Below are 25,200 nucleotides of genomic sequence, written 5' to 3'. Positions count from 1 at the left end.
TACTTTTCTCCGTCTGTAAAACGCAGTTTACAAAGCGAATACGAACGGGAAATGTATTGTTTGTAGAGTCATGAGGCATCTAAATGAGGCATCTAACTGGGTGGATTTGCGATCGCTCGATTAGATGCATCACTATCTTTAGAATTTAGCAGTCGTTTGATTTCATTCAAAATGATGTCTAACCCTGCATCTTTTGCTAAAAAAGCATCTGCCTCCGGACAGATATCTCTGCCAAACTCTAACTCATTGGCACTAATAAAGCCGGTTGCTAAAACTAATAAGGGGGGATTTATAAAATCATTTTTTATATGATTGATGATCTCGCAACCATCCATGCCTTTTTCATAAGGAGCCGGGGGAATAGAAAAATCTATAATCAGTAAATCGTGAATTTCTATTTCTTGTAAAAAGGTAAAGACTGTTTTATAAATATGAACTTCAAAATCTTTTCGTAAAAAGCGCTCGATAATCAAACACCAATTTTCATCATCATCCAATACACCTATCTTGTACATGGATTTTGATCCCTCCCTAATCAATAGCTGGGCGAAGCCCAAACCTAAAATTTATTTGCTCAGCTCAAAGCAATCTACTCTTAAGGAAACTCATTCTTTATTCTCTATTATAGTTGGGGCATCAACTCAATTAAATAAACGGGGTGGGCATGAGTTGGGCAATTATTTCTTTCAATAAGGCTACGCCATCAGAGTAGGGGAAGAACAACTTTGCTCCCCTACTGTCAGTGGCAATTAGCAATGGGTTGAGCCTAAATTGAAAAGTAAAAACCCAACAAGCGTTCCATCACACAAGCCGCAATCCGCTCAGCGGCTCCTGCTTCTCCCATGCGGCGGCGTCCATTTTCAGCAATCAGTTGCAGCCGATCGGGGTCGCGTAATAAATATTGCACAACCCCGGCGACTTTAGTGGGTTGTTCTACCAAAATCAGGGAGGGTCCTAGCAGGCGAGATTGAGCTTCGGCAAAGGCGCTCGTAAACTGAGGACCTTCTCCGGGGATCGCGATCGCGGGTTTCCCCAATCCGACAAACTGCTCGGTTGCCGTACCAGCCATTGCGATCGCTAAATCTGCTTGATTTAAGCAATCGTTATAAGCGTGCTGAGTCAGAATCAGAGTGCCATTTTCTTTCGTAAAACTTAGTGCTTCTGGGTCAGAAATCGGTGAGGGAGAGAATTTCTCATTTGCCCCCAGTGCATTAGATTGTCGCCAACCGTGAGCTTCAAGGGTTTGGCACAAAGGGTCTAAATTTAACCCAAGTGCGATCGCGCCCAGAAATAGGACGGGTCGAGGTGCAAACGCCTGCATTAACCCCACACAAGCTTGCATAATTTGCTGCCAATTGGCATAAGCTTCGGGAGGTCTAGAACCGGGGAGAAGCGCCACAATTAGCGATCGCCTCATCTCTTCCTGTTCAGCATTTGACGAATAAAATATTGCTTTTGGTCTGGGTGGTTCCAAACCGTCCATCATCGGGTTCCCTAAATCAAACGCCGGGATAGGCCACTTCTTTAACATCTGAGTTGTCAGCCCATCTCTGGGAAACACCGCCTTACAACGCCGCTGACTCATCAGCCAACGTTCCCAAGGCAGGTAAACAGACCCAGACCAACCTTCCCAGCGCCCTCTTTGGTCGCGCCGTGGCAATGGCCCCGCTTCATCTCGCAAATAATATTCCGATTTAGCCGTACCCACAAAAGCATAGGGAACGCCGCTTAACCAGCCAAATAGTAGCGGGACAATATCTCCCACCGCCAGGATTACGCCTCTGCTTCGCTCCTTGGTTCTGCCTGGGGACGCCCACTTCCGGATCGCGCGGTGCTGGGCGAGGGTGAGCTGTAGTAAACCGCCCTGTACATCTCGCACCAATTGACGCCCATCCATATAAATAAAGCCACCGGAGGGCATCGTTTGCACGTGACCAATGATAGGGATATCTAACTCAGCGTAAGCTCGCCCATCACCCACCAATGGCAAGGCTGCTAATTCTAAAGAATGAGACTGTTGTTGAAGTTCTTGCAAAATCCGGACGGCAATAATGTCCTCCCCATGACCATTGCTGAGGCACAGTACCCTCATCCCAGACCTCCACAGATTTTAGATTTTCGATTGTTTCTCCATTGCCAATCCAAAATCCAACCTTCCTGACTCCAGAGAAGCCAGGGAAAAATTTCCAAATTCAAAATCGACGAATGGAACCAGACGGCAATAGCGAGTGTCAAATTTAACAAAACCTCGTAAGCGATAAGCAATTAGCGATTTTACACTAGCTACCGTCTTATACCATTTCGCTGGATATCTGTATGCAATCTCCTTCTCCTCCTCTCTCTCCCTGGTTTTCTATAATGCGCGTTCCTTCTTTGGCTATTTGCACTTTAGCGGTTTTGGCTGCAAGCGATCTCAGTTCTCTGGCTAGCGCCAGTACAACTTCTTCATCCCCAAATCAGACACCAAACGCTGAAGAAGTTGTCGTTGTCCCAGTCACTTCCGATGTGCCCTCCTCGACAGCCGCAACTCAAAAAATAGCAGATGCTCAGGTCGTTGTCCCGGTTAATTCGGGTACGCGCCAGCCATCCGCGCCAGCTCAACAACCCGTCAATAGCCAAGTGGTTGTTCCAGTTAATTCTGCCACCACCCGCCCCGCGAGAGCCATTGCGGCACCGGAAACCCGGACACTGCCTCAATTTACTCAGACGACTCGCGTTCCCCAAAAAGCGCCTGCTAGCTCTCTCAATTCACCAGATTTGGTCGTGACCGCGACAGGTATTGAGGTAGCGGGAGCGACACCAGAGTTGCAGCAAATTGTCCGTCAAACGATTAAAACTCGTCCGGGTGGAGATACCAGTCAAAGCCAGCTGCAAAAGGATGTAACGGCGATTTTAGCGACCGGACTATTTACTGATGCCAACGTAAACAGTTATACCGAGCCAAATGGACTGAGAACAGTCTTCGAGGTGAAACCCCTGGTGGTGCGATCGCTCAAACTTTCCGGTGCCCAAGCCCTGACCCCAGCGGTTGCCAACGACATTTTTAAATCCCAACTGGGGGCAAAAATTAGTCCCAATGCCCTCAACCAAAGTGCCGAACAAATCAATCAGTGGTACAAGCAAAATGGTTATGTGGCAGCACAAGTGCTAGCCGTGCAACCCAGCCGCGATGGGGTAGTCACCATTGAAGTCGCTGAGGGTACCGTCGGGAATGTGAAAATCCGCTTTTTGGACAGCGAGGGCAAGCCAACCAAAGGACGCACCCAAGAAAATTTCGTCCGTCAGGAGTTAAAACTGAAGCCGGGTCAACCCTTCCGGGTCGATGCGGCACGGACAGACTTGCAACGGCTGTATCAGTTAGGGCTGTTTGACAACGCGGATGTTTCCCTCAGTGGCGATTCTCGAAAAGTTGACGTGAGCTACGACCTTACCGAACGCACTTCCCGCGCCGTCAACGTTGGGGGTGGTTACAGCGAGAACAGTGGCATCTTCGGCAGCATTAATTATAAAGACCAAAATTTTGGGGGCATTAACCAGCAGGTAGGTTTGAATGTCCAAGCAAGCCGCAGCGACTTACAGTTTAATGGGAATATTACCAGTCCCTATCGCGCCAGCAATCCAGACCGCCCTGGATATAGTATCGAGGCATCTCGACAGCGGCAACTTTCCGAAACCTTTAACGAAGATGTCAAGCTGCCGAATGGGGACAAAGTTCGGGAAGGGCAGTTTGGCGGCGGCGTCACCTTCACGAAACCTGTAGGCGATGTGCAGGCATCGGTAGGCGTGAACTACACCCGCACCAGCATCCGCGATAGCAAAGGCAATCTCTCACCCGTAGATGAATTAGGAAATCGCCTTTCCTATAGCCAAAACGGTATCGACGACAAAGTTTCCGTGTCTGCTGGGATCGCACAAGACAAACGAGACAATCCAATTAACCCAACCAAAGGCTCGGTCGTCAGCCTCAGTACAGAACAATCGATCCCGGTTGGGAACGGCAGTATCTTGATGAACCGGGTTAAGGCAAACTACAGCCAGTACATACCCTTTAATTTAACCAACGGTGCAACTCCAGATGTATTAGCCTTCAACGTGCAGGGAGGCACAACCATCGGCAATCTCCCGCCCTATGAAGCCTTTAATCTAGGTGGCATCAATTCTGTACGGGGCTACGGAAGTGGTGATGTTGCCAGCGGTCGCAGCTATGTGTTAGCCTCTGCCGAGTATCGCTTCCCAGTTTTTAAGCCGGTAGGTGGCGTTTTATTCGCTGACTTTGGCTCCGACTTAGGCTCTGGCGATACGGTGCCGGGAGAACCTGGAACTGTCCGTGGCAAACAAGGAACTGGCTTTGGCTACGGAGCTGGTGTGCGCGTCCAATCCCCGATTGGCTTGCTCAGGGCTGACTTTGGTATCAACGACCACGGTGAAAGCCGACTCCAATTCGGCATCGGTCAAAGGTTCTAACATCGGAAGGAAGAGAAATTTAAAACGAGTTCAAATTAGCTCATCCTTCATTCTTGGTGATTGCATGGACACGCTAGTTGGCAAAACTTTGCAGGGTGGCAAATACACTCTCGATCGAGAACTGGGACGGGGTGGCTTTGGCGTTACCTTTCAAGCCACCCACCACTACTTGGGTCAACCCGTAGTCATTAAAACGCTTAACGATTCCCTCTGTCGGCATCCTGACTTTGCCAGATTTGGGCGTCAGTTTCAGGATGAAGCAAGACGTTTAGCGTTGTGCGTCCATCCCAATATCGTTCGGGTTAACGATTTCTTTTTGGAAGCTGGGTTGCCCTACCTGGTAATGGACTATATTGCGGGTCAAACTTTGCAAGAGGTCGTGTTTCCGGACAAGCCTCTGCCAGAGTCCGCTGCTATTCACTTCATGCAGCAGATTGGGGCAGCAGTCAAAGTGGTGCATCAAAATAATCTGCTGCATCGGGATATCAAGCCCCAGAACATCATTCTGCGCCAAGGAACTCAAGAGGTGGTGCTGATTGACTTTGGGATTTCGCGGGAGTTTACGCCAGACTCAACCCAAACTCACACAAGTATTGTTTCCGAAGGGTATGCCCCCATTGAGCAGTACCTGCCCCAAGCAAAGCGCACCTCAGCGACGGATGTTTATGGGTTAGCCTCCACACTTTACGCGCTGTTAACGGCAACAGTACCAACGCCTGCGGTACTCAGAGACAGGCAACCGATGCCAGCGCCCCGCGACTTAAAACACTACCTAAGTCCGGCGGTAAATCAGGCGGTGATGCGCGGGATGGCTGTTGATGCTCAATATCGACCTGGCAGTGTAGATGAGTGGCTGTCTCTGTTGCCGGATCTTCAGTTTGGAGGTTCCACTGCCGAAACAATGCCGCCAACTCATACAGTGGCAACTATCCCAGCGATCTCTCCATCACCGCCTAGAGGCGAAGCTTTGGTGGGAAAAAATTCGGGTTCAAGAAATGGAGGCGCGATCGCTTCGCCCGTACCAGAAGAGAGAAACCATCAATCCAGTTCTTCCTTCTTCCGAAATCCCCGCAGTCTTTTCATTGCTACAGGAATCGCGATCGCATCCGGTTTAGCGATCGCGTTGAGTTCTGTCTGGCGTCAGCCTCAACCGCCCGACGCTTCCCCTGTTGCCCAACCGGAATCCCAGCCGCAAAATCAGCCACAAGAGGCACAAACTGTCACTCCCGAATCCGTAGAGAAAGTTAATAGCACCCCTACTGAGTCTGAACGGCAACCCGTTGAAGTTCAAAAATCCTTCCGCAGAAAATCTCAGCAGCGGGTTAAGCGCGATGTTCCGGATGTTCCTGCAAACACTTCATCGAAATCCCCGAACTCAAACAAGCCGCAATCTAATCGTGAGGCGAACAAGAACGCCGGACAGGCAGAAATAGAACGCAGGGAGCAAAAACAGCCGGTTCCTACATCCGAACAAACTCTGCCACCGGCTGCTAACAATCCACAACCTTCTCCCGCTTCGGAACAGCCGCCACCATCCCCGGTTGCCAATCCGCAGCCTCCCACCGCTTCGGAAGCGACGCCGCCATTCCCTCGCAGCGATCGCAAGCCAACTAATCCTGCACCCTCATCTGCACCAGAGACTTCCGCACCGCCAGGTTCAGTTGTCGTGCCAGTTGTTAAACCAGAAACTCAATCCCAACCGGAATCGGAAAAGAAGTCTAAGCCGGACAAGCCGGAAAAACCGGACAAGCCGGAGAAATCGGACAAACAGAAGGATAATTAGCGACTGCTTGTATCGACGTTTGCACAATTGGGAGCGATCGCCTTTCCCTCTAAAATTGGGATGCCAACCGCCGATTAAACCGAACTGAATCGTTCGGCTATTACTCCCGAAAACTGTCTCTGGAAACCTTCTTAAATTCAGTCATTCCTTCAACAAATAACTATAATAGGATATGTGAGACAGGGGGCCTTAATGGTTTCGACAGGTTGGCGAACGCTGCCCCGTGATTCAGGTCGAGAGTGAGTCTTCTCTCGTTAATACTGGACTCAAAAAAAAGTAACTGCGAAAAACAACATCGTAGCATTCGCTCGTCAGGCAGCTGTCGTTGCCTAAAAACCTCTCATAGGTTTCTGAGCGTCTGTAGTCTGACTCCGTTAAGGGCTACAGAACAACCCCAACGGATGCTATAGCAAGTTGTCTCTGGTAGACTTGCTAGCTAAGACCTCATCAGAGAATCCTGTCATCCGGGATAATGGATGGTTCCCGCCTTGAGGGTTAGATAGGCTAAACCTGTGAATGAGCGATAGGTTAATACCCAATTTGGACACGGGTTCGATTCCCGTAGGCTCCACTTCTAATTACTTTTTAAAACCACCTTCTACCTAAAAGTACAAGGTGGTTTTTGCTTTTAATAAGTTTAGTTTTAATTATTTTAGGTTAATCGTTTAGAGTCAACTTTCCTGGAAAGCAGACCTAATAACACTTTTGCGTGTTGGTGTCCATTCTTCGACGGAAATCTCAATAGACTTTGACTTGACACTTTGTTATATATTGCTTAATCTGTCATTAACTTATTCTTAATCATTTTGACGCGGGACTTTTACCAAAACACGAGCGTAACCTCGTGTCATTTGTGCTGGATATCGCGATCGCTAGCCGAGAAATCCCGTACACTTCCTGCTTTTTAATCGCCCATTATCACTCAAATAGCACTTTAAAAATTCGGGAAATTTTTCAATTCTTCATTTCACCAAGCTTAAATTTTTTAAGAGAGGTTTCAAAATGCAGTTTTTCATCTCTCCAAAGAAAGCTAGGAAATTTCTGATTTTCGCAGTCATAGGGTTCATCTTTGCCAGCCTTGCCAGTCAGTTAACAAGGCACTTCTTATACCAGCAAGGTTATAAGCTCTTATGGTTAAATAAAGTAGTAGAGTTATTCAACGTCGATCGCGAGAAAAATTTTCCAGCGTTGTTTTCAGCATCTCTGTTATTACTTTGTTCAATTTTACTAGCGGTTATTACCTACGCGAAGAAAACTGAAAGCGATCGCTATACCTTCCACTGGGGCGCTCTGTCGGTTCTTTTTCTCTTTCTATCAGCAGACGAATGGCTAAGTTTCCATGAAAAGACGATCGAGCCACTTCGAGATACATTCAAAGCTACCGGATTTTTATACTATACTTGGGTAATTTTCGGTATTGCTTTTGTATTTCTTACCTTAATATTCTTCTTAAAATTTCTCGTCCATCTTCCCGCAAAGATACGGCGTTTATTTCTGATTGCCGGAACTTTCTTTGTTGGAGGGTCGATTGGCATGGAGTTAGTGAGTGGATTTTACGTATATCACTATGGTCGTTTAATTTGGGGAGCCACTTCAACCAAGCAGACAATACAGGCGATTGGATATATGCTGATGTCAAGCTTGGAAGAGTGCTTGGAGATGGTCGGTGTTGTTCTCTTTATCTATGCAGTGATGTCTTACATGAGTTCCTATGTCAAAGAAGTGCAAATCCGCATTGAGGAGGAAACACCGACGGTTCCCTTAATGAAGTACCCAGAAAAAGTTTAAATCTCAATTTACCCAGCTTTTGATTCTGGTGCCGACTCAGCCTCTAAAGAGGCTAGTTTCGCCTTGCTGTGATGCCGCATAGATTCTCCCACCGTAACGTTTAACTGATCGCCAATCAGCAGTACTAGAGAACTCATATACAGCCATAGCATTAAAACAATAACGGCACCTACTGCACCATAGGCTTTGTTGTAATTACCAAAGTTAGAGACGTAAAGCCGAAATAAAGCTGATATAATCGCCCAGGATACAGCCGCTACCATTGCTCCTGGCATAATCGGGGTTCCAGCAACCCAGCGGCTAGGACCATAGCGATAGATAAAAGCAAAGGCTGAGGCGACAATGCCTAATGCCAAAGGCCAGCTAAAAAGCCGCCAAATACTTAACAATTCCAATAATCCACTTTGGCTGATTAATAGCTTCACAATCAGGTCGCTAATAAATACTAAAAAGGAAGCAATAATCAGCAGGACAATGGTACCAATTGTTAGAGCGATAGAAATTAATTTGGCTTTCCAAAAGGGTCGGGTTTGTTCTAGGGGAATCTGATGGATTTGATCGAGAGCGGTCATTGCGGCACTCAGCGCCCCAGAAGACGCCCAAATAGCTGCAACAAAACTGAGGGAAAACAGCCCTTGATTTTGCGATTGACTGATTTCGCGGGCAAAACCTTCAATAAGGAAAAGAGCTTCTTGAGGAGCGATTTCACTCAATTGCTTAGCTAACCCTTCAAAAGTGTCTGATGAGGATTGAAACAGGCCAATTGCGGTCAAGATTGCCAAAATGGCTGGAAACAAAGCTAACATGGCGTTGTAGGCCATTTCTGCCGAAAGTCCTGTTAACCGCCGTTGGGCTACGCGCTGGAAGGTTTTCTTTAAAGTCGCCCAGCTGAGATGTCGAAAGAAACGGAAAAAACGGATTGAGGAGCCTCTAAGAGCAGCATAGGCTAAGAACGAGCGCATTATTGTTTGGTTCCGTATACAACGTTTTCTATACTGTGCCAAATCAACTACTAAGGTTACAGGGGTTTTGTAAAACTATCGATAGTGTCTATGACAAATCGGCAAATTTTGTTAAAAATTGATCGTTGTAACCGATGAGGAGTCGTTATTAATGGCCCACGAGGTAGCGCAGTGGTTGGCTGAAATTAAGACCCTGAAACAGCAGCTAGCAGAGTTAGAGCGCGATCGCGATGCGGCTTTGGAAAGTGCGGCAAACTGGCGTCAACTGTATAACACAGAAGCGCAGCAACGCCGAACTGAGGCAAAGCTAGCTCAACAACAGATTGAAAAGCTCAAAAGTCAACTACGGCAACTCCAGAGTTCACCGCAACCCACAGAGGACAACCCGGGTGCTGTGGAGGCGATTCGTGCAGAAGTAGAACAACTAGAAAATTTGGAGGAGTTGAAAGCGAAACTAACCGAGGCGATGGTTGAGCGCGATCGCCTTACCCAGGCTTTAAAATCTGAGCAGACCAATCATGCACAAACCCGCAGAAGTTTAACGACTGCGATTGGGGATACCCTCGATCGACTTAGTCGGGAGCGCATAACCCGCCAACCAGCGGCATCAGGCCAATCAGCTCCGCGCGGTCAGTGGGTAGGAGTAAGCACTCAAGCTAGCAAAAACAATAAACAAACCCCTCCGTCTTCACAAGAAGAGGAGGGGCACAATCCCGGCTCAAAAGCTTAAAAGGTGTAAAGTTCCCTCCTTAACCACCGCAATAAGGAAGGTTTGGAGGGAGCGCACACTTCAGAAATAATCTAATGAAACTGAGCCTAACTGCTCAAAATCCCATTACCTCAGCCACGGTCGCTAAATCTGGCTCAATTCCCTGTTTAAACGAATTTTCGCTATGTTTAATTGCCGTATCTGGGTCTTTTAAACCATTCCCAGTCAGGACGCACACTACGGTAGCGCCTGCGGGAACTTGATCTTTTACTTTCAGAAGTCCAGCGACGGAAGCCGCACTAGCCGGTTCGCAGAAAATGCCTTCTTCGGATGCCAAGAGACGATAGGCTTCTAGAATTTCGGCATCTGTTACCGCATTGAACTGACCCATGCTGGCTTGTTGCGTAGCGATCGCCCGTTCCCAGTTAGCAGGATTACCGATGCGAATAGCGGTTGCCAGGGTTTCTGGATTCGGCACTGCCTGACCTGTAACCAGGGGAGATGCGCCAGACGCTTGGAATCCCATCATTCGGGGCAAGCGCTCGCATTTCCCTTCCTGATGATATTGACAAAATCCCATCCAGTATGCAGTTATATTTCCGGCATTCCCTACGGGGATGCACAGCCAATCGGGAGCATTTCCTAACGCTTCTACCACTTCAAAAGCAGCAGTTTTTTGTCCTTCTAAGCGATAGGGATTTACCGAGTTCACCAGCGTGACGGGGTAATTTTCTGCCATCTCCCGTACAATTTCAAGCGCCCGGTCAAAATTTCCTTTAATTGCCAAAACTTCCGCCCCATACAGCAACGCCTGAGCTAACTTGCCTAGCGCCACGTAGCCATCGGGAATCAATACAAACGCTCGCATTCCGCCCCGACGGGCATAGGCAGCAGCAGCGGCTGAAGTGTTGCCGGTACTGGCGCAAATGACGGCTTTGGCACCGGCTTCCTTTGCCTTAGAAATTGCCATCGTCATCCCCCGGTCTTTAAAGCTACCAGTGGGATTGAGACCGTCATACTTCACCAACACGCGCACCTGTTTACCCACAATCTGAGAGATCGCGGGAACCGGGATCAATGGAGTATTGCCCTCCAGCAGTGTTACGACTGGCGTTGTGTCCGTCACCGGCAGATATTGCCGATATGCCTCAATCAGTCCAGGCCAGGACTGCCGTCCAACAGGGTTACTTAGGGCAGGAGAATTCGCAGCAGATACAGTTAAAGCCACAGGAGTCAGAGAGGGGAAAGGGATTGCCAAAGTGGGTTCGCTCCAGAGTTTGTCTATAAAAAACCGACCCTTGAACTAAACCCACTCTTCTCAAAATGGAGAGGGGAGACGGGGAGAAGTTCACCCCTGTCATTTATTCTCTCTCCTTCAACAGAAGCTAGAAGAAATTTTCGTTTTCTACGCTACTTTAATTGCGGATTTCTTCAGGCTTTTGCCTTCTGACTTCTGTGTTCTCGCTTTTCACTTCTGGTTTGGGACGCTTGATCAGCTTTGGCTTAGTAGAGATTCCCCGATCGTCCATTGGTGTCTCTTGTTCGCTGGACATCCAAGAGGGACGAGTTTGGTCGTACACCATTTGCAGTGCTGCTGCCGCGATCGCATGGGCGTCGTATTCTTCACTCAATTGCGCCACGACAGGCAAGAATGAAGCCATGCGCTCTCCGCTCAATACTTCGCGTACTTGAGCTTGCAGTTTTTCCAGACGTCGTCCTTCGATCTCCGCCCGTGTGGGAATTTGGACGATTTTCAGGGTTTGTCGGACTTTGCGCTCAATTAGCACCAATTTCCGACGATCCATCGGTTGAATCAGGGAAATGGCTGTTCCTGCGTTACCAGCGCGACCTGTACGCCCGATCCGGTGGATGTAGCTTTCCACGCTATCTGGCAGATCGTAGTTAATCACATGGCTCAGGTGGTCAACGTCTAAACCCCGCGCCGCAATATCGGTGGCGACTACCCAGCGCACTTGGTGCTGGCGGAACCTCATCAGCAGCCGTTCTCGGGCTTGTTGATTGAGGTCGCCGTGGTACTCGTCTACGCTGTGACCGGCAGCTTGCAGTTGGTTGGTCAGTTCCGCGGCTGTCTTGCGTGTCCGCACAAAGATTAGGGCAGATTCGGGATCTTCTAGTTCTAGGATGGGCAGCAAGGCGCGAGATTTTGACCAGCCGCGGGGCACCATGTACACCACCTGGTTAATCCGGGAGGGAGCGGCTTTGGGCTGCTCCACAGAGACGTTCATTGGCGATCGCAAGAACTTCGCAATCAATTTTTGAATGGTCGGCGGCATTGTCGCCGAGAAAAATGCCGTCTGACGCTCGGTGGGGACTTGCTTGAGGATGGTTTCTACATCATCAATAAAGCCCATGCTCAACATTTCATCGGCTTCATCTAATACCAGCCAGTTGACTTGATCGAGCTTAAGCTCTCCCCGGTTGAGCAAATCAATCACCCGTCCTGGGGTTCCAACTACGATCTGAACGCCCTGTCTGAGGCGCTGGATCTGCCGGTCGATAGCTTGACCGCCATATACTGTCAGCACGCCCAACCGCCGCTCGTTGCTAAAGCTGCGAATTGCCAGAGCAACTTGCTGAGCTAATTCCCGCGTCGGTGTCAAAATCAGCGATTGGACTGCGGGATTTTTAATGTCGATCCGTTCCAAAATCGGCAGCGAAAAAGCCGCTGTTTTGCCGGTTCCAGTTTGGGATTGTCCCACCACATCCCGACCAGCCAACAGATGAGGAATGGCTTGGGATTGAATTTGTGTGGGCGCAGTAAAGCCTAGTTTTTCTAGTTGCTGAATGCGAGCTTCTGAAAGGCCTAGGCTTGTGAACGAAAGGGTCATAATTTGTTGTTAGTTGTTAGTGTTCGAGAATTGTGAATTGCGAAGTATGAAGTTTTTAAGTATGAAGTTTGAAGTATGAATTAATATTTGCCTTGGTTCTTCAGCCTTCATTCTTGAGTTGTCATTCTTCATGCTTCGGGCTTGGCGACATGACCATACAGGTCGTAGATGTCAGTGCTTGTAATTTCCACCGATGTTATAGAACCTAATGGGACGTCGCCTTGGACGTAGACTAATCCGTCTACCTCCGGAGAAAATCGGGCAGATCGACCGATTAATTCCCCAGTCTCTGGATGTTCTTGCTCAATCAAGACATCAACCATCTTGCCGACACAAGCTTGATTTTTTCTCAAGGAAATTGGCTGCTGAACTTCCATCAAGGCATCCCTGCGGATATCCATGACTTCTTGGGGCAGTTGATTGGGCAAGGTGAAGGCAGGGGTGCCTTCTTCTGGAGAAAAAGTAAACACACCTACATGGTCAAATTCATGGCGCTGGACGAACTGTAGCAAGTGTGCAAAATGCTCTTCCGTTTCGCCAGGGAACCCGACAATGAAAGTGGTTCGCAGTACAGCATCAGGCAGAGCTGTTTTAATCCGCTCAATAATTTGGTCGTTTACCTGTCCCTGCCAAGGTCGGTTCATGGCGCGGAGAATTTCCGGGTGGGAGTGCTGTAACGGCAAATCCAAATAAGGCAATACGTTAGGAGTCTCCTGAATTGCTTCGATGACGGCTGGTGTTAAACCTGTGGGATAGGCATAGTGCATCCGAATCCACGGAATGTTAACCTTTCCCAACTCCCGTAGAAGTTCCGCCAGTTTCGGCTTCCCGTAAATATCCAGACCGTAGTTGGTAGTGATCTGGGAGATGAGAATTAACTCTTGGACTCCTTCCGAGGCTAGCTGATGGGCTTCGGCGACGATGGATTCAATGGAGCGCGATCGCTGATTTCCCCGGAGATGGGGAATAATGCAGAACGCGCAGCGGTAATCACATCCTTCCGCTACCCGCAGGTACGCGACACCTTCCGATGTCGTGCGGTAGCGAGGCGTTGTTTCATCGGCTATGTAGGTCGGCAGCTCTGAAACTTGCTTGACCCGTTCACCGCCTTCCACTCGTTGAACCACATCGACGATTTGGTGATAATCGCCGGTGCCCACCACGGCAACTGCTTCTGGCAATTCATCCAGCAGCTGCTCCTGGAAGTGCTGCGCCATGCAGCCTGTGATTACAATCTTTTTGTTCGCTTCCGCCAGTTCTACTAAGGTGCGGACAGACTCTGTCCTTGCAGCCTCAATAAAACTACATGTATTAACTATAACATATTCTGCTAATTCTTCATTACTGTCTACCTGGTACCCTGCCTGTACCAACAGACCTAACATATGTTCGGTATCAATACGGTTTTTTTCGCAGCCCAAGTGAGAAATTGCAATTGTTGGCTTATTGCCCATGCGGTTTAGATACGGCTAAAGAAATTCTGTTAGAAGCTGAAGCCAAAATATTATACCCTATTCTTGGCACAGCAGTGTATTACCCAGTGGGACGTGAGTGTCAAACTGGGAGGATCGGGTTTGGGTATGAAGATAGGAGTTGAGTCGTTGAAGAATCTATCTTCCACTCACCAACCAGAGTAGGGAACTGGATAGTGGTATCTACCCCTGTCTCCATTCTAGATAAAATTCTAGAATGGCATCATCCAAGATGCGATTCATTTCACTGCTATTTTTGCTGCTTGGAGGAGAAGAACCGACAGGTGTAGCAAGAATTCGCCGGTGTTTTCAGGTAGACAAGTGGACTTAAATCAAATCTTCAAGACACCGAATCCCATCATTGGCGTGGTTCATCTTCTGCCGCTGCCGACATCTCCCCGCTGGGGAGGTAGCCTGAAAGCGGTTATCGATCGAGCTGAGCAGGAAGCGACCGCGCTATCTGCTGGAGGCGTGAACGGCATTATTGTGGAAAATTTCTTTGACGCCCCTTTTAGTAAAAACCAGGTAGATCCAGCGGTCGTTAGTGCAATGACACTGATTATCCAGCGGCTCATGAACTTGGTGACGTTACCTGTAGGCATTAATGTATTACGCAATGATGCCCATAGCGCGATCGCAATTGCATCCTGCGTCCACGCTCAGTTTATCCGCGTCAACGTCCTCACCGGGGTCATGGCAACTGACCAAGGGCTGATTGAGGGAGAGGCGCATCAATTGCTCCGTTACCGTCGGGAATTGGGCAGTAATGTAAAAATTTTGGCAGATGTCTTAGTCAAGCACGGTCGCCCTTTAGGTTCCCCGAATCTGACCACAGCAGTGCAAGAGACGATTGAGCGGGGTTTGGCAGATGGCGTCATTTTAAGTGGCTGGGCGACGGGTAGCCCTCCGAGTCTAGAAGACTTGGAACTAGCAACCGCCGCTGCCAACGGGACGCCCGTATTTATCGGCAGTGGTGCCAACTGGGAAAATATTTCTACGCTGATGCAAGCCGCAGATGGCGTGATTGTTTCCAGCTCTCTCAAGCGCCACGGGCGGATCGAGCAGCCCATTGACCCGATCCGGGTCAGCCAATTTGTGGAAGCAACCCGACGCAGCTTTGCGACCAAAGCGGAACCCAAGCCAGTTTCTTCGGTCACTTATTAGTTGTTAGTTGCAGTTGTTAGTTGTTAGTTTTTAGTTGTTGGTTTTCTAAATTAACTCCAAAAAACTAACATCTCAAAACTTTTTACTGAGTCCTCTAGCCTGCGATAATTTTGCTCTTCAGTTTTCGATTCTCACTTCTTAGCCCTCCTACCTCAGTTCTGACATGAGCCGCCGACGTTCTACTCCCTGGATTCATCGCTGGTCCCGTCTGCTGATTGCGGCGATCGCTATTTTAGGTGCCTTAGTGACGGGCTATCTAACCGTAGTCAAGCTAACAGGAGGCTCTGCTGCCTGTCCTACCAGCGGTTGCGATCAAGTCCTCTCCAGCCCCTACGCCACCGTCTTTGGTGTTCCCTTAACTTTGTTTGGCTTGCTGGCTTATGTCAGCATGGTCGCTTTTGCCCTCGCTCCAATGGCAGCCAACCCAGTTGAAAAAAAAGACCTGCATTCTCAACTAGAAAACTGGACATGGTTGCTATTATTTGCCGGTGGCACCGCTATGACGGTTTTCAGCGGCTACTTGATGTATCTACTGGCATTTGAAATCAAAGCCGTTTGTCTCTACTGTCTTGCCTCCGCTTTCTTCTCCCTTAGCTTGTTAGTGCTGACCTTGATCGGTCGCGCTTGGGAGGACTGGGGACAACTCTTTTTTACCGGGATCGTCGTGGCAATGGTAGCCCTAGTTAGCACTCTGGGCGTCTATGCCACTGTGAAATCACCAGTCGCTTCAGGGGGTGGCTCCGCCTCCACCGGATCGCAAACATTTCCCATTACCACCGTCTCTAGCTCCGCAGAAGTTGCTTTAGCGAAACATCTCAAAGAGGCAGGAGCTAAAATGTACGGTGCTTTCTGGTGTTCTCACTGCCACGATCAAAAGCAATTGTTTGGTAAAGAAGCATTCAGCCAAGTCAATTACGTTGAGTGTGCCGATCCCAATGCTCCACAAAAGCAGGCGGAAATCTGCCAAAAAGCGGGAATTCAAAGCTACCCCAGCTGGGAAGTCAACGGTAAATTGGTCGAGCCAGGTGTGAAATCTTTAGAGAAACTGGCTGATTTATCGGGTTATACAGGTCCTCGCAACTTTCAGAACTCCTTGCCAGGGCTTTAAATTTGGGTGCCATAGAAAATAGCGATGTCACCCGAAACGGAAAAAAAGATATTTGCCGTAGAATTATTTGGTCTTTTCAGCAGTTGCTAAAATTAAAACCGAATACTTCTACGGCAAAATCTTTGGCATGATGGGGTATCCTTTCATCATCCAATTATTTAGCACTTTACGGATAGCCAAAACAGCGACAACGCTGCTGTCTTAGTATTGAAGAAAGGATAATCAGCAACTCTGATTTTGAAAAAGTCTCTCATTGACTAGACTTAAAGTTTTCACCGAGCGATCTACACATACTTAGGAAAGTTGTATCACGATGGTGTATACAAAAAAATTGTTTGCATAACCCTGCAACCAGGTCGATGCTAAAAAAAAGTATATGGGCAAGATTGAAGCAACGGCTTCAACAAGAGCGCCGAGTGCCGATCGCTTCCTCGGCTGTTGCAAGCTGCATCATTATCCTGCGGATGGCTGGACTGTTTCAATCCTGGGAGTTGGCAGCCTTAGACCAGCTGTTTCGTTTGCGTCCTTCAGAACCAATAGACGAGCGCGTGGTAATTGTCGAAATTAACGAAAAAGACTTAAAGCACGTAGGACAATGGCCCATTCCTGACGCAGTCATGGCAACTTTAGTACAAAAATTAAATGCCTTTGAGCCACGAGCGATTGGTCTGGATATTTATCGCGATCTCCCAGTACCACCCGGTCATGCAGAATTCATCAAAGCTGGTCAAACTATCCCTAACTTGATCGGAATTGAACTATTGAAGACTGAAAAAAGCTTGGGTGTTCCACCATCCCCAGTACTAAACCGTCTCCAGCAAGTTGGTTTTAATAATGTGGTCGTTGATGCTGATGGTAAGGTGCGCCGTAGCTTTTTATATGCACACGTAGATAACAAACTACATACAAGTTTTGCGCTCCAGTTGGCGTTGATTTATTTGAAGGAAAAGGGAATTACTCCGAGTCCGTCGCGCGTGAACCCTGATTACCTACAGCTAGGGAGGGGTGTCTTCCCAGTTTTTAAATCAAATGATGGGGCTTATGTGACGGCTGATTCCAAGGGTTATCAAATATTAGCTAACTTTAAGCAACCCAATAGCTTTCAGATTGTTTCAATGGTAGATGTTCTGGCAAACCGCGTACAACCCAGCCTTCTGCGCGATCGCATTGTTTTGATTGGTTCAACCGCACCCAGCCTCCAGGATTTTTTCTACACCCCTTACAGTAGCCGTCTCAACCAAGGCGCACAAAGGATTTCAGGTGTCGAACTCCAAGCCAATTTTACCAGTGCGTTCCTGAGCGCTGCTCTGGACGGACGTTCCTTAATCAACGTCTGGCCCGATCTCGTAGAAGCCTTGTGGATTTTGGTTTGGTCCTGGATAGGTGCCTATATTAGTTGGCGATTGCGTCTCCCTAGAAAGTCTGGTCTCAGTATTTTAGCGGCTGGGGCTGGATTGCTCAGTATTTCCTACCTGGCCTTTCTCTTCGGTTGGTGGATACCGCTGATTCCTCCACTCCTGGGGCTTGTAGGGTCTGCGATCGCGATCGTGAGTCATCTGGCTTATTTGGAGGAGGAGTTAAAACGCTCTAAAGAGTTTTTGCAGAAGGTGATTAATACCATCCCCGATCCAATTTTTGTCAAAGACAAAGAACATCGTTGGATTATTTTAAATCAGGCATATTGCAAATTTATTGGTTATCCCCTAGAAACTTTACTTAAAAAGTCTGCTTATGAGTTTTTTCCTAAACATGAGGCTGAAGTTTTTTGGCAGAACAATGAGCAAGTGTTACAAGGTGGTGAGGAGCAAGAAAATGAAGAAGAATTTACGGATATCTTTGGTACAACTCACCTAATCGCTACCAAGCGCTCGCTCCACAAAGATGCTGCCGGTAATATTTTTTTAGTTGGTGTCATCCGAGATATCACTGAACGCAAGCGGATAGAAGAAGAGTTGAAACGAACGGCAGAAGAGTTAATCCGTTCTAACGCCGAATTAAAGCTTTCAGAAGACCAAATGCGTCATCTGGCTTATCACGATCCACTGACTGGTCTACCTAACCGCAAACAATTCTACGAACGCATGGTTCAATCTCTAGAATGGGGTAGTAGTAATAACCAGTTGTTTGCTCTTTTGTTTCTCGATCTGGATGGCTTTAAGCAGGTTAATGACACGCTTGGACATGACATGGGTGACCTGCTGCTGCGGATGGTCGCTCAACGACTCACGGGTTGCTTGCGCGGCAGCGATACCGTCTCGCGTTTGGGTGGTGACGAATTTACAGTAATTTTACCTGCAATTAGTAGAGTTCAAGATGCTGCCAGAGTTGCAGAAAAGACTTTATCAACCCTATCTCAGCCTTTCATTCTCAACGGACAAACTATCTTCGTAACTGTCAGTATTGGTATTAGCATCTATCCTTTTAATGGGAACACTGTAGATACCTTAATTAAAAATGCAGACTCTGCTATGTACCGTGCCAAAGAACAGGGTCGCAATCGATTTCAATTCTTCTGATACTATTTTCTTGAGGAGTTGCAGTTTACTGGTTGTTAATTAATAAAAATGCGCTTGCTCATTAGTTATGAAACAGTTGCTATTAAAGAATAACGAATTCATTAATCAATAAAGAAATTTAAAATTACTCGTAGTCTTTCTAAAAATATTGCCTCAAAAACTGTAGATGACCTCTACAACCGGGCAACCCTGTTCAGTCTATGGTCTATCCTGTTCAGGAGTGCTTTTGCCTTCATGGAAGGGACGTTCGCAGCCCGTTTTGATTTTGACTGGAGAATATTTAGAATCGCCCAGTCGGGTGAATGCACGCAAAGAATTAGTTGCAACGATAGGAATACAAGCTTCTGTTCTTCCCCAGCTGATATGAGAAACAGAAGCGATCGCCTCTAGTTGAACTGATTTCACGAGGTGTTCAAGATGAACGCAATTCCAACTTCTATGCGGATCGAGACCCACAACATTCTCGATGCAAGCGTTTATAGATTGAGCTAAAGGAGGAAAAGATGAATCCGACAGCAACCATTATTGAACCTGACAATCAAAAAACTCAGATTCTCAACCCCATAGAACGACCTGAGATTACCCATAGTCTTTCGGAAAATGTCGTCTTGACAACCGTAGACGATTTTTACAACTGGGCACGCCTCTCCAGCTTGTGGCCTATGATGTTTGGGACTGCCTGCTGTTTTATTGAAATGATGGGGATGTTTGCAGCCCGTTTTGATTTTGACAGATTTGGCTTGAAACCTTGGGCAAGTCCTCGTCAAGCTGACTTGATGATTACCGCAGGCACCATCACTATGAAAATGGCTCCAACATTGGTGCGCCTCTACGAACAAATGCCAGAACCCAAGTACGTCATTGCAATGGGTGCTTGCACGATTACTGGCGGGATGTTCAGCGCAGACTCACCAACGGCGGTGCGAGGAGTCGATAAGTTAATTCCCGTAGATGTTTATCTGCCGGGGTGTCCTCCCAGACCAGAAGCCGTGATTGATGCAATTATTAAACTGCGGAAGAAAATTGCCAATGACTCGATGCAGGAGCGAGATATCATTGCTCAGACTCATCGATACTACAGCATTCGTCACCAAATGAAGGCAGTTTCGCCAGCCGTTACGGGTGAATATTTAGACTCCCCCAGTCGGGTGAATGCACCCAAAGAATTAGTTGCAACGATGGAAATGCAAGCCTCTGTTCTTTCCCAGCCGATTTTAGAAACAGAAGCGATCGCCTCTAGTTGAACTGATTTCAAGTTGAACTGATTGCACGAGGTGTTCAAGATGAACGCAATTCCAACTACTCCGCAGACCGAGATCCCCGCCACGACCCACGATATTCTCGATGTACAGCAAACACACTGCTGCATTGTCGGTGGAGGGCCTGCGGGGGCTGTCCTAGCGCTTCTCCTAGCCCGTCAAGGCATCCCAGTGATGTTACTGGAGGTACACAAAGATTTCGACCGCGATTTTCGGGGAGACACGCTTCATCCATCGGTGATGGAAATCATGGATGAACTCGGTTTGGCGGATCGCTTGTTGCAGATGCGTCACACAAAGGTTCCCAGTCTTACTCTGAAGACGACCGAGGGGCCGATTCGATTTGTTGACCTCAGCCACTTGAAGACGAAGTACCCCTACATCACCATGCTTCCCCAGGTAGATTTCCTGCAATTCATTACTGAAGAAGCGAAACGCTATCCAAATTTTCAGCTGGTGATGGGAGCGAACGTACAGGAGTTGATTGAAGAAAATGGGGTCATCCAGGGTGTACGCTACCGGGGACACGGCGGCTGGCATGAAGTCCGATGTCAAGTGACCATTGGCGCAGACGGACGCTTCTCTCGCATCCGCCAATTAGCCGGGATGGAACCGATCAAGACTTCGCCGCCAATGGATGTGCTTTGGTTCCGCTTACCTCGCAAAGCGGACGATCCCGAAGAAACAATGGGGCGCGTTGCTGGCGGTCGCCTTTTAGTTTTGCTGAACCGCTTTGATTATTGGCAGGTTGGCTATGTGATTCCTAAGGGTAGCTATCAACAGTTGCGGGAAGCGGGTTTAGAAACTTTGCGTCAGTCTGTAGCTGAGATATCACCCCTGTTTGCAGACCGGATGCAAGAATTACATGATTGGAGCCAAGTGGCGCTGCTTACCGTCGAGTCTAGCCGCGTCAAGCGTTGGTATCGCCCTGGTTTGCTGCTAATTGGCGATGCGGCTCACGTCATGTCACCAGTTGGTGGAGTTGGCATTAACTATGCGATTCAGGATGCAGTGGTCGCTGCAAATGTGCTGAGTGAGCCGCTGAAAAAAGGACAGTTGCAAGAAAGCGACTTAGCGAAAGTACAGCGCCAACGAGAGTTGCCGACGCGGATTATCCAAGCCTTTCAGTCTTTGGTTCAGCAGCGGGTTATCGCGAGGGCGATTGACTCGACCCAGACATTTAAGCCGCCATTCTTGTTTCGTTTACCGATTTTGCGCGATATCCCGGCGCGTGTGATTGCTTTTGGCGTCTGGCCTGTTCGCATCAAGAAAAGCTTAGAAGCAACTTAGCTCCAATTGCACCAACTTAAAGACTTGTAGCAAAGGACACAGAGAGAAGAAGATTTCACGTTTTCAACGCTTTTTTCAAAGGCATTAAGGGAATTTTTGCGGACAAGCCGTGAAACGACATTAGCGTGTAAAGGGTGTTAACTGGAAAGCTTGGGTTTTGCCGTTATAAGTACCAATGCCGACAATGACTCCGCGATCGCTAATGTCGGTGGCACTAGTTAAATCCCAACCCGAATTAGCTGGAATGACGTGATTTAGGTCAATCATGCGATCGCCACTGTAAAGAAAGGCGCGGGGGATGCGGCTGGCATTCTCTGCTTCACCGACCACTTGCCCCTGATTGTTGATACTGTGAGCAATGCTGCTTTGTCCCCCTAAAGTTCCGAGGTCAAGCATCTTGCCATTGTTGTAGAGGAAGGCTTGAGGTTGATGATTCGCGGTGTCTGCCACACCAACTATCTGACCTTGGTTGTTAATACTGTTAGCGGTGCTGCTTTGTCCGCCTAACGTACCGAGGTCAGTTTTTTGACCGCCGCTGTAGAGGAAAGCTTTGGGAATGCGATCGCGATTCTCTGCGGAACCAACGACTTGCCCGTTTTCATTGATGTCGTTCGCGTAGCTATTCGCACCCCCGAAGGTGCCGAGGTCAATCTTCTTGCCGTTACTGTACAGGAAGGCGTGCGCCCTATCATTGCGAGTCTCGGCAAATCCGACTATTTGACCTTTACGATTGATACTTCTGGCATCGCTGCTTTTACCTCCAAAGGTGCCAAGGTCAATTGTCTTGCCATTTTTATAAAAGAAGGCGTGATAATTGTCGTTGGCAAAGGTCATCACACCAACAATTTCCCCGTTGTCATTGATACTCGTAGCAGCGTTGTAGCGGCTATCCAGACTATTGATTTCGGTCATGTTGCCATCACGATAGATGAAGGCTTTTTGGGTACTATCGTTCGGGTTAAAAAAGCCAACCACTTGACCGTTGTTATTAATTTTTTTGGCAACGCTGGCACGGCTATTGAGGGTATCAAGATTGGCGATGTTGTAGCGTTGATTTACAGGAATTTGTGTCTGCGATTGCTGTGCCTTGCCTGATGACTCAAGGGTAACGCGGACAGCGAAAATTAATCCACCGAGTGCTGTAATAATACCTAAAATAGCGATCGCTTTATTAGTGAAATTCATTATTCCGCGATACGTGAAAAATCTAAGGGAAAGGCAAATATCGGTTGTGCCTGTTCTCCTCGACTAGCGATCGCTCGCGATAGTTGCTAATTCGCTTGGAATCACCCAATCGGATTAGTCATTTCTACTGGTATCCCGCTGCTTGCAACGTGAACAACCGCGCGTAGCGTCCTCCAGCTTTCAATAACTCCTCGTGACTTCCTTGTTCTATCACCTTTCCGGCTTCCAAAACTACAATCTTGTCAGCCATTCGCACCGTTGAGAAGCGGTGGGAAATGAGGAGAACCATCTGATTTTTTGTTACCGTCCGAAAGCGATCAAAAATCATCACTTCCGCTTCTGCGTCCATCGCCGCCGTTGGTTCATCCAATACCAAGATATCCGCTTTCGTTCGCATAAAAGCGCGAGAAAGGGCGATTTTTTGCCACTGACCGCCAGAAAGTTCCGTTCCTCCTTTAAACCATCGTCCTAACTGAGTCTGAAACCCGTCTGTCATCGTTTCGATAAAAGGTTTCGCCATGCCTTTTTCTGAGGCAATTTCCCAGTGTTTTTCGTCTTCTAAGTAGTTGACATCCCCAACGCCCACATTCTCTCCTACCTTGAACTGGTAGCGGACGAAGTTCTGGAAAATTACGCCAATCCGTCGGTGCAGCACCTCAAGGTCCCATTCCGGCAAATCCAAGCCATCGAGTAAGATGCGCCCAGAATCGGGGGCGTACAATCGAGTTAAAAGTTTAATCAGCGTAGTTTTTCCAGAACCGTTCTCACCGACAATCGCTAGTTTTTCTCCTGGTTTCAGGTGTAACGAGACTCCATTTAAGGCGGGTTGAGGGCTTCCTGGGTAGGTGAAATAGACATTCTCGAAACGCACCCCATCATTCGGAAGTACACCCTGAGTTGCCATCCCCCAAGTTTTGGGGATGTCTTGTTCTAGAAACTCGTAGAGGTTGGAGAGATACAGGTTGTCTTCGTACATTCCCCCAATCGAAGTGAGGGCGGCGGAGAAGGTAGACTGTCCTTGCCGAAACACCATCAGGTACATAGTCATGTCGCCGAGGGAAATCCGACCCGCGATCGCTTCCAGGACGATCCAGGCGTAGGCAAGATAGAAGGCGGCGGTACTTAAACTCCCCAGCAAGTAACCCCAGAACCCTCGCCGTAAGGTTAAATCTCGGTCTTCGCTGTACAGTCGTGAGAAGATGTCTTGATAGCGTTGCAGCAACATCGGCCCCAACTGATACAATTTCACCTCTTTGGCGTAATCTTCCCGCGCAATCAGTGTTTCCAGGTAGTGTTGTTGGCGGGTTTCCGGCGATCGCCAGCGAAACAAGCGAAAAGCTTCCCCGGAAAAGCGAGTTTCGGCGATAAAGGCAGGTAAGGCGGCTACAACCAGTACCACGACTGCCCAAATGGAGAATTGCAGCAGCAAACCGCCGTAGGTGACAAGGGACAGACCGCTCTGAATTAAGCTGAAAGTCCGGCTGACTAGCGACAAGGGACGGCTGGATGCTTCCATCCGCGCCCGATTCATCTTGTCGTAAAACTCGGAATCCTCAAAATGCGTGAGGTTGAGTGTAAGTGCCTTTTCCAAAATTAAGACATTTACTCGCTGACCCAGCAACACTCGCAGCAAGGATTGACAAACGGATAAACCTCTTTGACTACCTGCCAACAACAGGACAGCGATCGCTTCTAATCCTACATAACCTAACGCTGTCCAGCGATCGCTTTGCAAGCCGGTTTGAGAAGCCAAAACCACCCCATCGACGATTAACTTGCTGACATAGGCAACAGCCCCTGGTAGCAAACCGGCAAATAAGGTGAAAGCGGCAAGAACGATCGTGAGGATGCGGCTGGTAGTCCAGACTAAACTAATCGCGCGATCGCTATATCGGAAAACTGCTAAAGATTGGCGTAAACGTTGCCCAATCAATCTGAAGAGATTAAATTTCTGACGACTCATAATCTATTTATAACGTCGTCTAGGCATCAGAACGAGCAACGGCTATCGTCCCTAGAGGCGGTAAAACAACTTCTAGATTGAAGTAGCGATCGCGCAACACTCCCGCAAGCGATCGCAATCCCCATTCTTCACTCCGACGATGACCAACGGCGATAACGCGAATTCCGGTTTCTTCCACAGCCGCCGCCGCTGGCTGTCGCAACTGTCCGGTAATGTATAGATCGGCACCCCGTTGTGACGCCTCGCGGATTAGCGCATCGGTCATTGCCCCAACGACTGCGACTCGCTTGATGTCGCTTCCACTACCAGCCTGGCTTTTATCGTATCCGCCAAAGATTTCCCGAACGCGATCGCAGTAACTTACAAAAGTCTGTGTAACAATTTCCCCAATCGTACCAATCGGTCGCCCTTCCTTTTCCCCCAACACCTCTAATGCAGACATCCCCAACACATCGGCAAGTCGAGGATTAAAACCCAGTGTCATTCGTTCGTCAAAAGCTAGATGATACGCCACCACCCCAACATCGGGTGCAAGTTGGCCCGCTTCCAGCTTCCAAGGACGATGTAAAAATATAGCGGTTCTCACATGAGAGGAATACACTCTGAGGTATCAGGAGCAACGTAGTAACAGCAATGAGTGAACCAGCCAATCATGTCTTTAATGGTGACTGAATTGAATGCTTCTGTA

General features: G+C 48.2%; 19 protein-coding genes and 1 other RNA gene. 10 read left to right on the top strand and 10 right to left on the bottom strand.

The window, feature by feature from the left end; genetic code table 11:
* Nucleotides 1-92: 92 nt before the first annotated feature.
* Nucleotides 93-515, bottom strand: coding sequence for a response regulator (locus NC994_RS19900; RefSeq protein WP_190433151.1), 423 nt, complete (start codon nucleotides 513-515; stop codon nucleotides 93-95).
* 251 nt (nucleotides 516-766) lie between these two features.
* Nucleotides 767-2,092 (bottom strand): lipid-A-disaccharide synthase-related protein, encoded by a 1,326-nt coding sequence (locus tag NC994_RS19895; RefSeq protein ID WP_190433149.1) that lies wholly within the window; start codon nucleotides 2,090-2,092, stop codon nucleotides 767-769.
* 224 nt (nucleotides 2,093-2,316) lie between these two features.
* On the opposite strand from NC994_RS19895, the gene NC994_RS19890 reads away from it, so the two are divergent.
* From NC994_RS19890 to NC994_RS19875, 4 genes are all read left to right on the top strand, one after another.
* Nucleotides 2,317-4,464, top strand: a complete 2,148-nt coding sequence (locus NC994_RS19890) for a BamA/TamA family outer membrane protein (RefSeq protein WP_242032503.1) — start codon at nucleotides 2,317-2,319, stop codon at nucleotides 4,462-4,464.
* 64 nt (nucleotides 4,465-4,528) lie between these two features.
* Nucleotides 4,529-6,247, top strand: coding sequence for a serine/threonine-protein kinase (locus tag NC994_RS19885; RefSeq protein WP_190433146.1), 1,719 nt, complete (start codon nucleotides 4,529-4,531; stop codon nucleotides 6,245-6,247).
* Nucleotides 6,248-6,430: 183 nt separating this feature from the next.
* Nucleotides 6,431-6,821, top strand: a transfer-messenger RNA (tmRNA) gene (ssrA, locus tag NC994_RS19880).
* A 428-nt stretch (nucleotides 6,822-7,249) separates the two neighbouring features.
* Complete coding sequence (locus NC994_RS19875; protein ID WP_190433143.1) at nucleotides 7,250-8,035, top strand: hypothetical protein; 786 nt, start codon at nucleotides 7,250-7,252, stop codon at nucleotides 8,033-8,035.
* Between the two features lie 8 nt (nucleotides 8,036-8,043).
* Here the strand turns inward: NC994_RS19875 and NC994_RS19870 are convergent, their stop codons facing one another.
* A complete protein-coding gene (locus NC994_RS19870) occupies nucleotides 8,044-8,997 on the bottom strand; it encodes a YihY/virulence factor BrkB family protein (protein WP_190428667.1) in 954 nt (317 codons plus the stop codon).
* A 151-nt stretch (nucleotides 8,998-9,148) separates the two neighbouring features.
* Between NC994_RS19870 and NC994_RS19865 the strand changes: the two genes are divergently transcribed.
* Nucleotides 9,149-9,727, top strand: a complete 579-nt coding sequence (locus tag NC994_RS19865; protein ID WP_199299483.1) for a hypothetical protein — start codon at nucleotides 9,149-9,151, stop codon at nucleotides 9,725-9,727.
* 94 nt (nucleotides 9,728-9,821) lie between these two features.
* Here the strand turns inward: NC994_RS19865 and thrC are convergent, their stop codons facing one another.
* From thrC to rimO, 3 genes are all read right to left on the bottom strand, one after another.
* Nucleotides 9,822-10,934 (bottom strand): threonine synthase, encoded by a 1,113-nt coding sequence (gene thrC, locus NC994_RS19860; protein ID WP_190433201.1) that lies wholly within the window; start codon nucleotides 10,932-10,934, stop codon nucleotides 9,822-9,824.
* Between the two features lie 187 nt (nucleotides 10,935-11,121).
* A complete protein-coding gene (locus NC994_RS19855) occupies nucleotides 11,122-12,555 on the bottom strand; it encodes a DEAD/DEAH box helicase (RefSeq protein WP_190428666.1) in 1,434 nt (477 codons plus the stop codon).
* A gap of 128 nt (nucleotides 12,556-12,683) precedes the next feature.
* Nucleotides 12,684-14,009, bottom strand: a complete 1,326-nt coding sequence (gene rimO, locus NC994_RS19850) for a 30S ribosomal protein S12 methylthiotransferase RimO (RefSeq protein WP_190433140.1) — start codon at nucleotides 14,007-14,009, stop codon at nucleotides 12,684-12,686.
* 339 nt (nucleotides 14,010-14,348) lie between these two features.
* On the opposite strand from rimO, the gene btpA reads away from it, so the two are divergent.
* The 3 genes from btpA (at nucleotide 14,349) to NC994_RS19835 (ending at nucleotide 18,815) form a co-directional block, all read left to right on the top strand.
* Nucleotides 14,349-15,191 (top strand): photosystem I biogenesis protein BtpA, encoded by an 843-nt coding sequence (gene btpA, locus NC994_RS19845; RefSeq protein ID WP_190415113.1) that lies wholly within the window; start codon nucleotides 14,349-14,351, stop codon nucleotides 15,189-15,191.
* Nucleotides 15,192-15,354: 163 nt separating this feature from the next.
* Nucleotides 15,355-16,299, top strand: coding sequence for a vitamin K epoxide reductase family protein (locus NC994_RS19840; RefSeq protein WP_190433139.1), 945 nt, complete (start codon nucleotides 15,355-15,357; stop codon nucleotides 16,297-16,299).
* A 359-nt stretch (nucleotides 16,300-16,658) separates the two neighbouring features.
* Complete coding sequence (locus NC994_RS19835) at nucleotides 16,659-18,815, top strand: CHASE2 domain-containing protein (protein ID WP_190433138.1); 2,157 nt, start codon at nucleotides 16,659-16,661, stop codon at nucleotides 18,813-18,815.
* 198 nt (nucleotides 18,816-19,013) lie between these two features.
* Here NC994_RS19835 and NC994_RS19830 read toward each other — a convergent pair whose 3' ends face one another.
* Nucleotides 19,014-19,220, bottom strand: coding sequence for a hypothetical protein (locus NC994_RS19830; protein ID WP_190433137.1), 207 nt, complete (start codon nucleotides 19,218-19,220; stop codon nucleotides 19,014-19,016).
* A 98-nt stretch (nucleotides 19,221-19,318) separates the two neighbouring features.
* On the opposite strand from NC994_RS19830, the gene nuoB reads away from it, so the two are divergent.
* A complete protein-coding gene (nuoB, locus tag NC994_RS19825) occupies nucleotides 19,319-20,059 on the top strand; it encodes an NADH-quinone oxidoreductase subunit NuoB (RefSeq protein ID WP_190433136.1) in 741 nt (246 codons plus the stop codon).
* Nucleotides 20,060-20,098: 39 nt separating this feature from the next.
* On the top strand, nucleotides 20,099-21,364 hold the full coding sequence (locus NC994_RS19820; protein ID WP_190433135.1) for an FAD-dependent oxidoreductase: 1,266 nt from the start codon (nucleotides 20,099-20,101) through the stop codon (nucleotides 21,362-21,364).
* Nucleotides 21,365-21,484: 120 nt separating this feature from the next.
* On the opposite strand, the gene NC994_RS19815 is transcribed toward NC994_RS19820, so the two are convergent.
* The 3 genes from NC994_RS19815 to NC994_RS19805 all read right to left on the bottom strand — a co-directional run bounded on the left by NC994_RS19815 (nucleotide 21,485) and on the right by NC994_RS19805 (nucleotide 25,098).
* A complete protein-coding gene (locus tag NC994_RS19815; protein ID WP_190433134.1) occupies nucleotides 21,485-22,549 on the bottom strand; it encodes a DUF3466 family protein in 1,065 nt (354 codons plus the stop codon).
* A 124-nt stretch (nucleotides 22,550-22,673) separates the two neighbouring features.
* Entirely contained in the window at nucleotides 22,674-24,512 is a 1,839-nt protein-coding gene (locus NC994_RS19810; protein WP_190433133.1) for an ABC transporter ATP-binding protein, read from the bottom strand.
* Nucleotides 24,513-24,531: 19 nt separating this feature from the next.
* Nucleotides 24,532-25,098, bottom strand: coding sequence for a Nif3-like dinuclear metal center hexameric protein (locus NC994_RS19805; protein ID WP_347276585.1), 567 nt, complete (start codon nucleotides 25,096-25,098; stop codon nucleotides 24,532-24,534).
* Between the last annotated feature and the right edge of the window lie 102 nt (nucleotides 25,099-25,200).

Source organism: Trichocoleus sp. AS-A1 (assembly GCF_039962015.1).
GTDB lineage: Bacteria > Cyanobacteriota > Cyanobacteriia > Cyanobacteriales > FACHB-T130 > FACHB-T130.
This window is presented reverse-complemented; position numbering and strand designations above follow the sequence as displayed.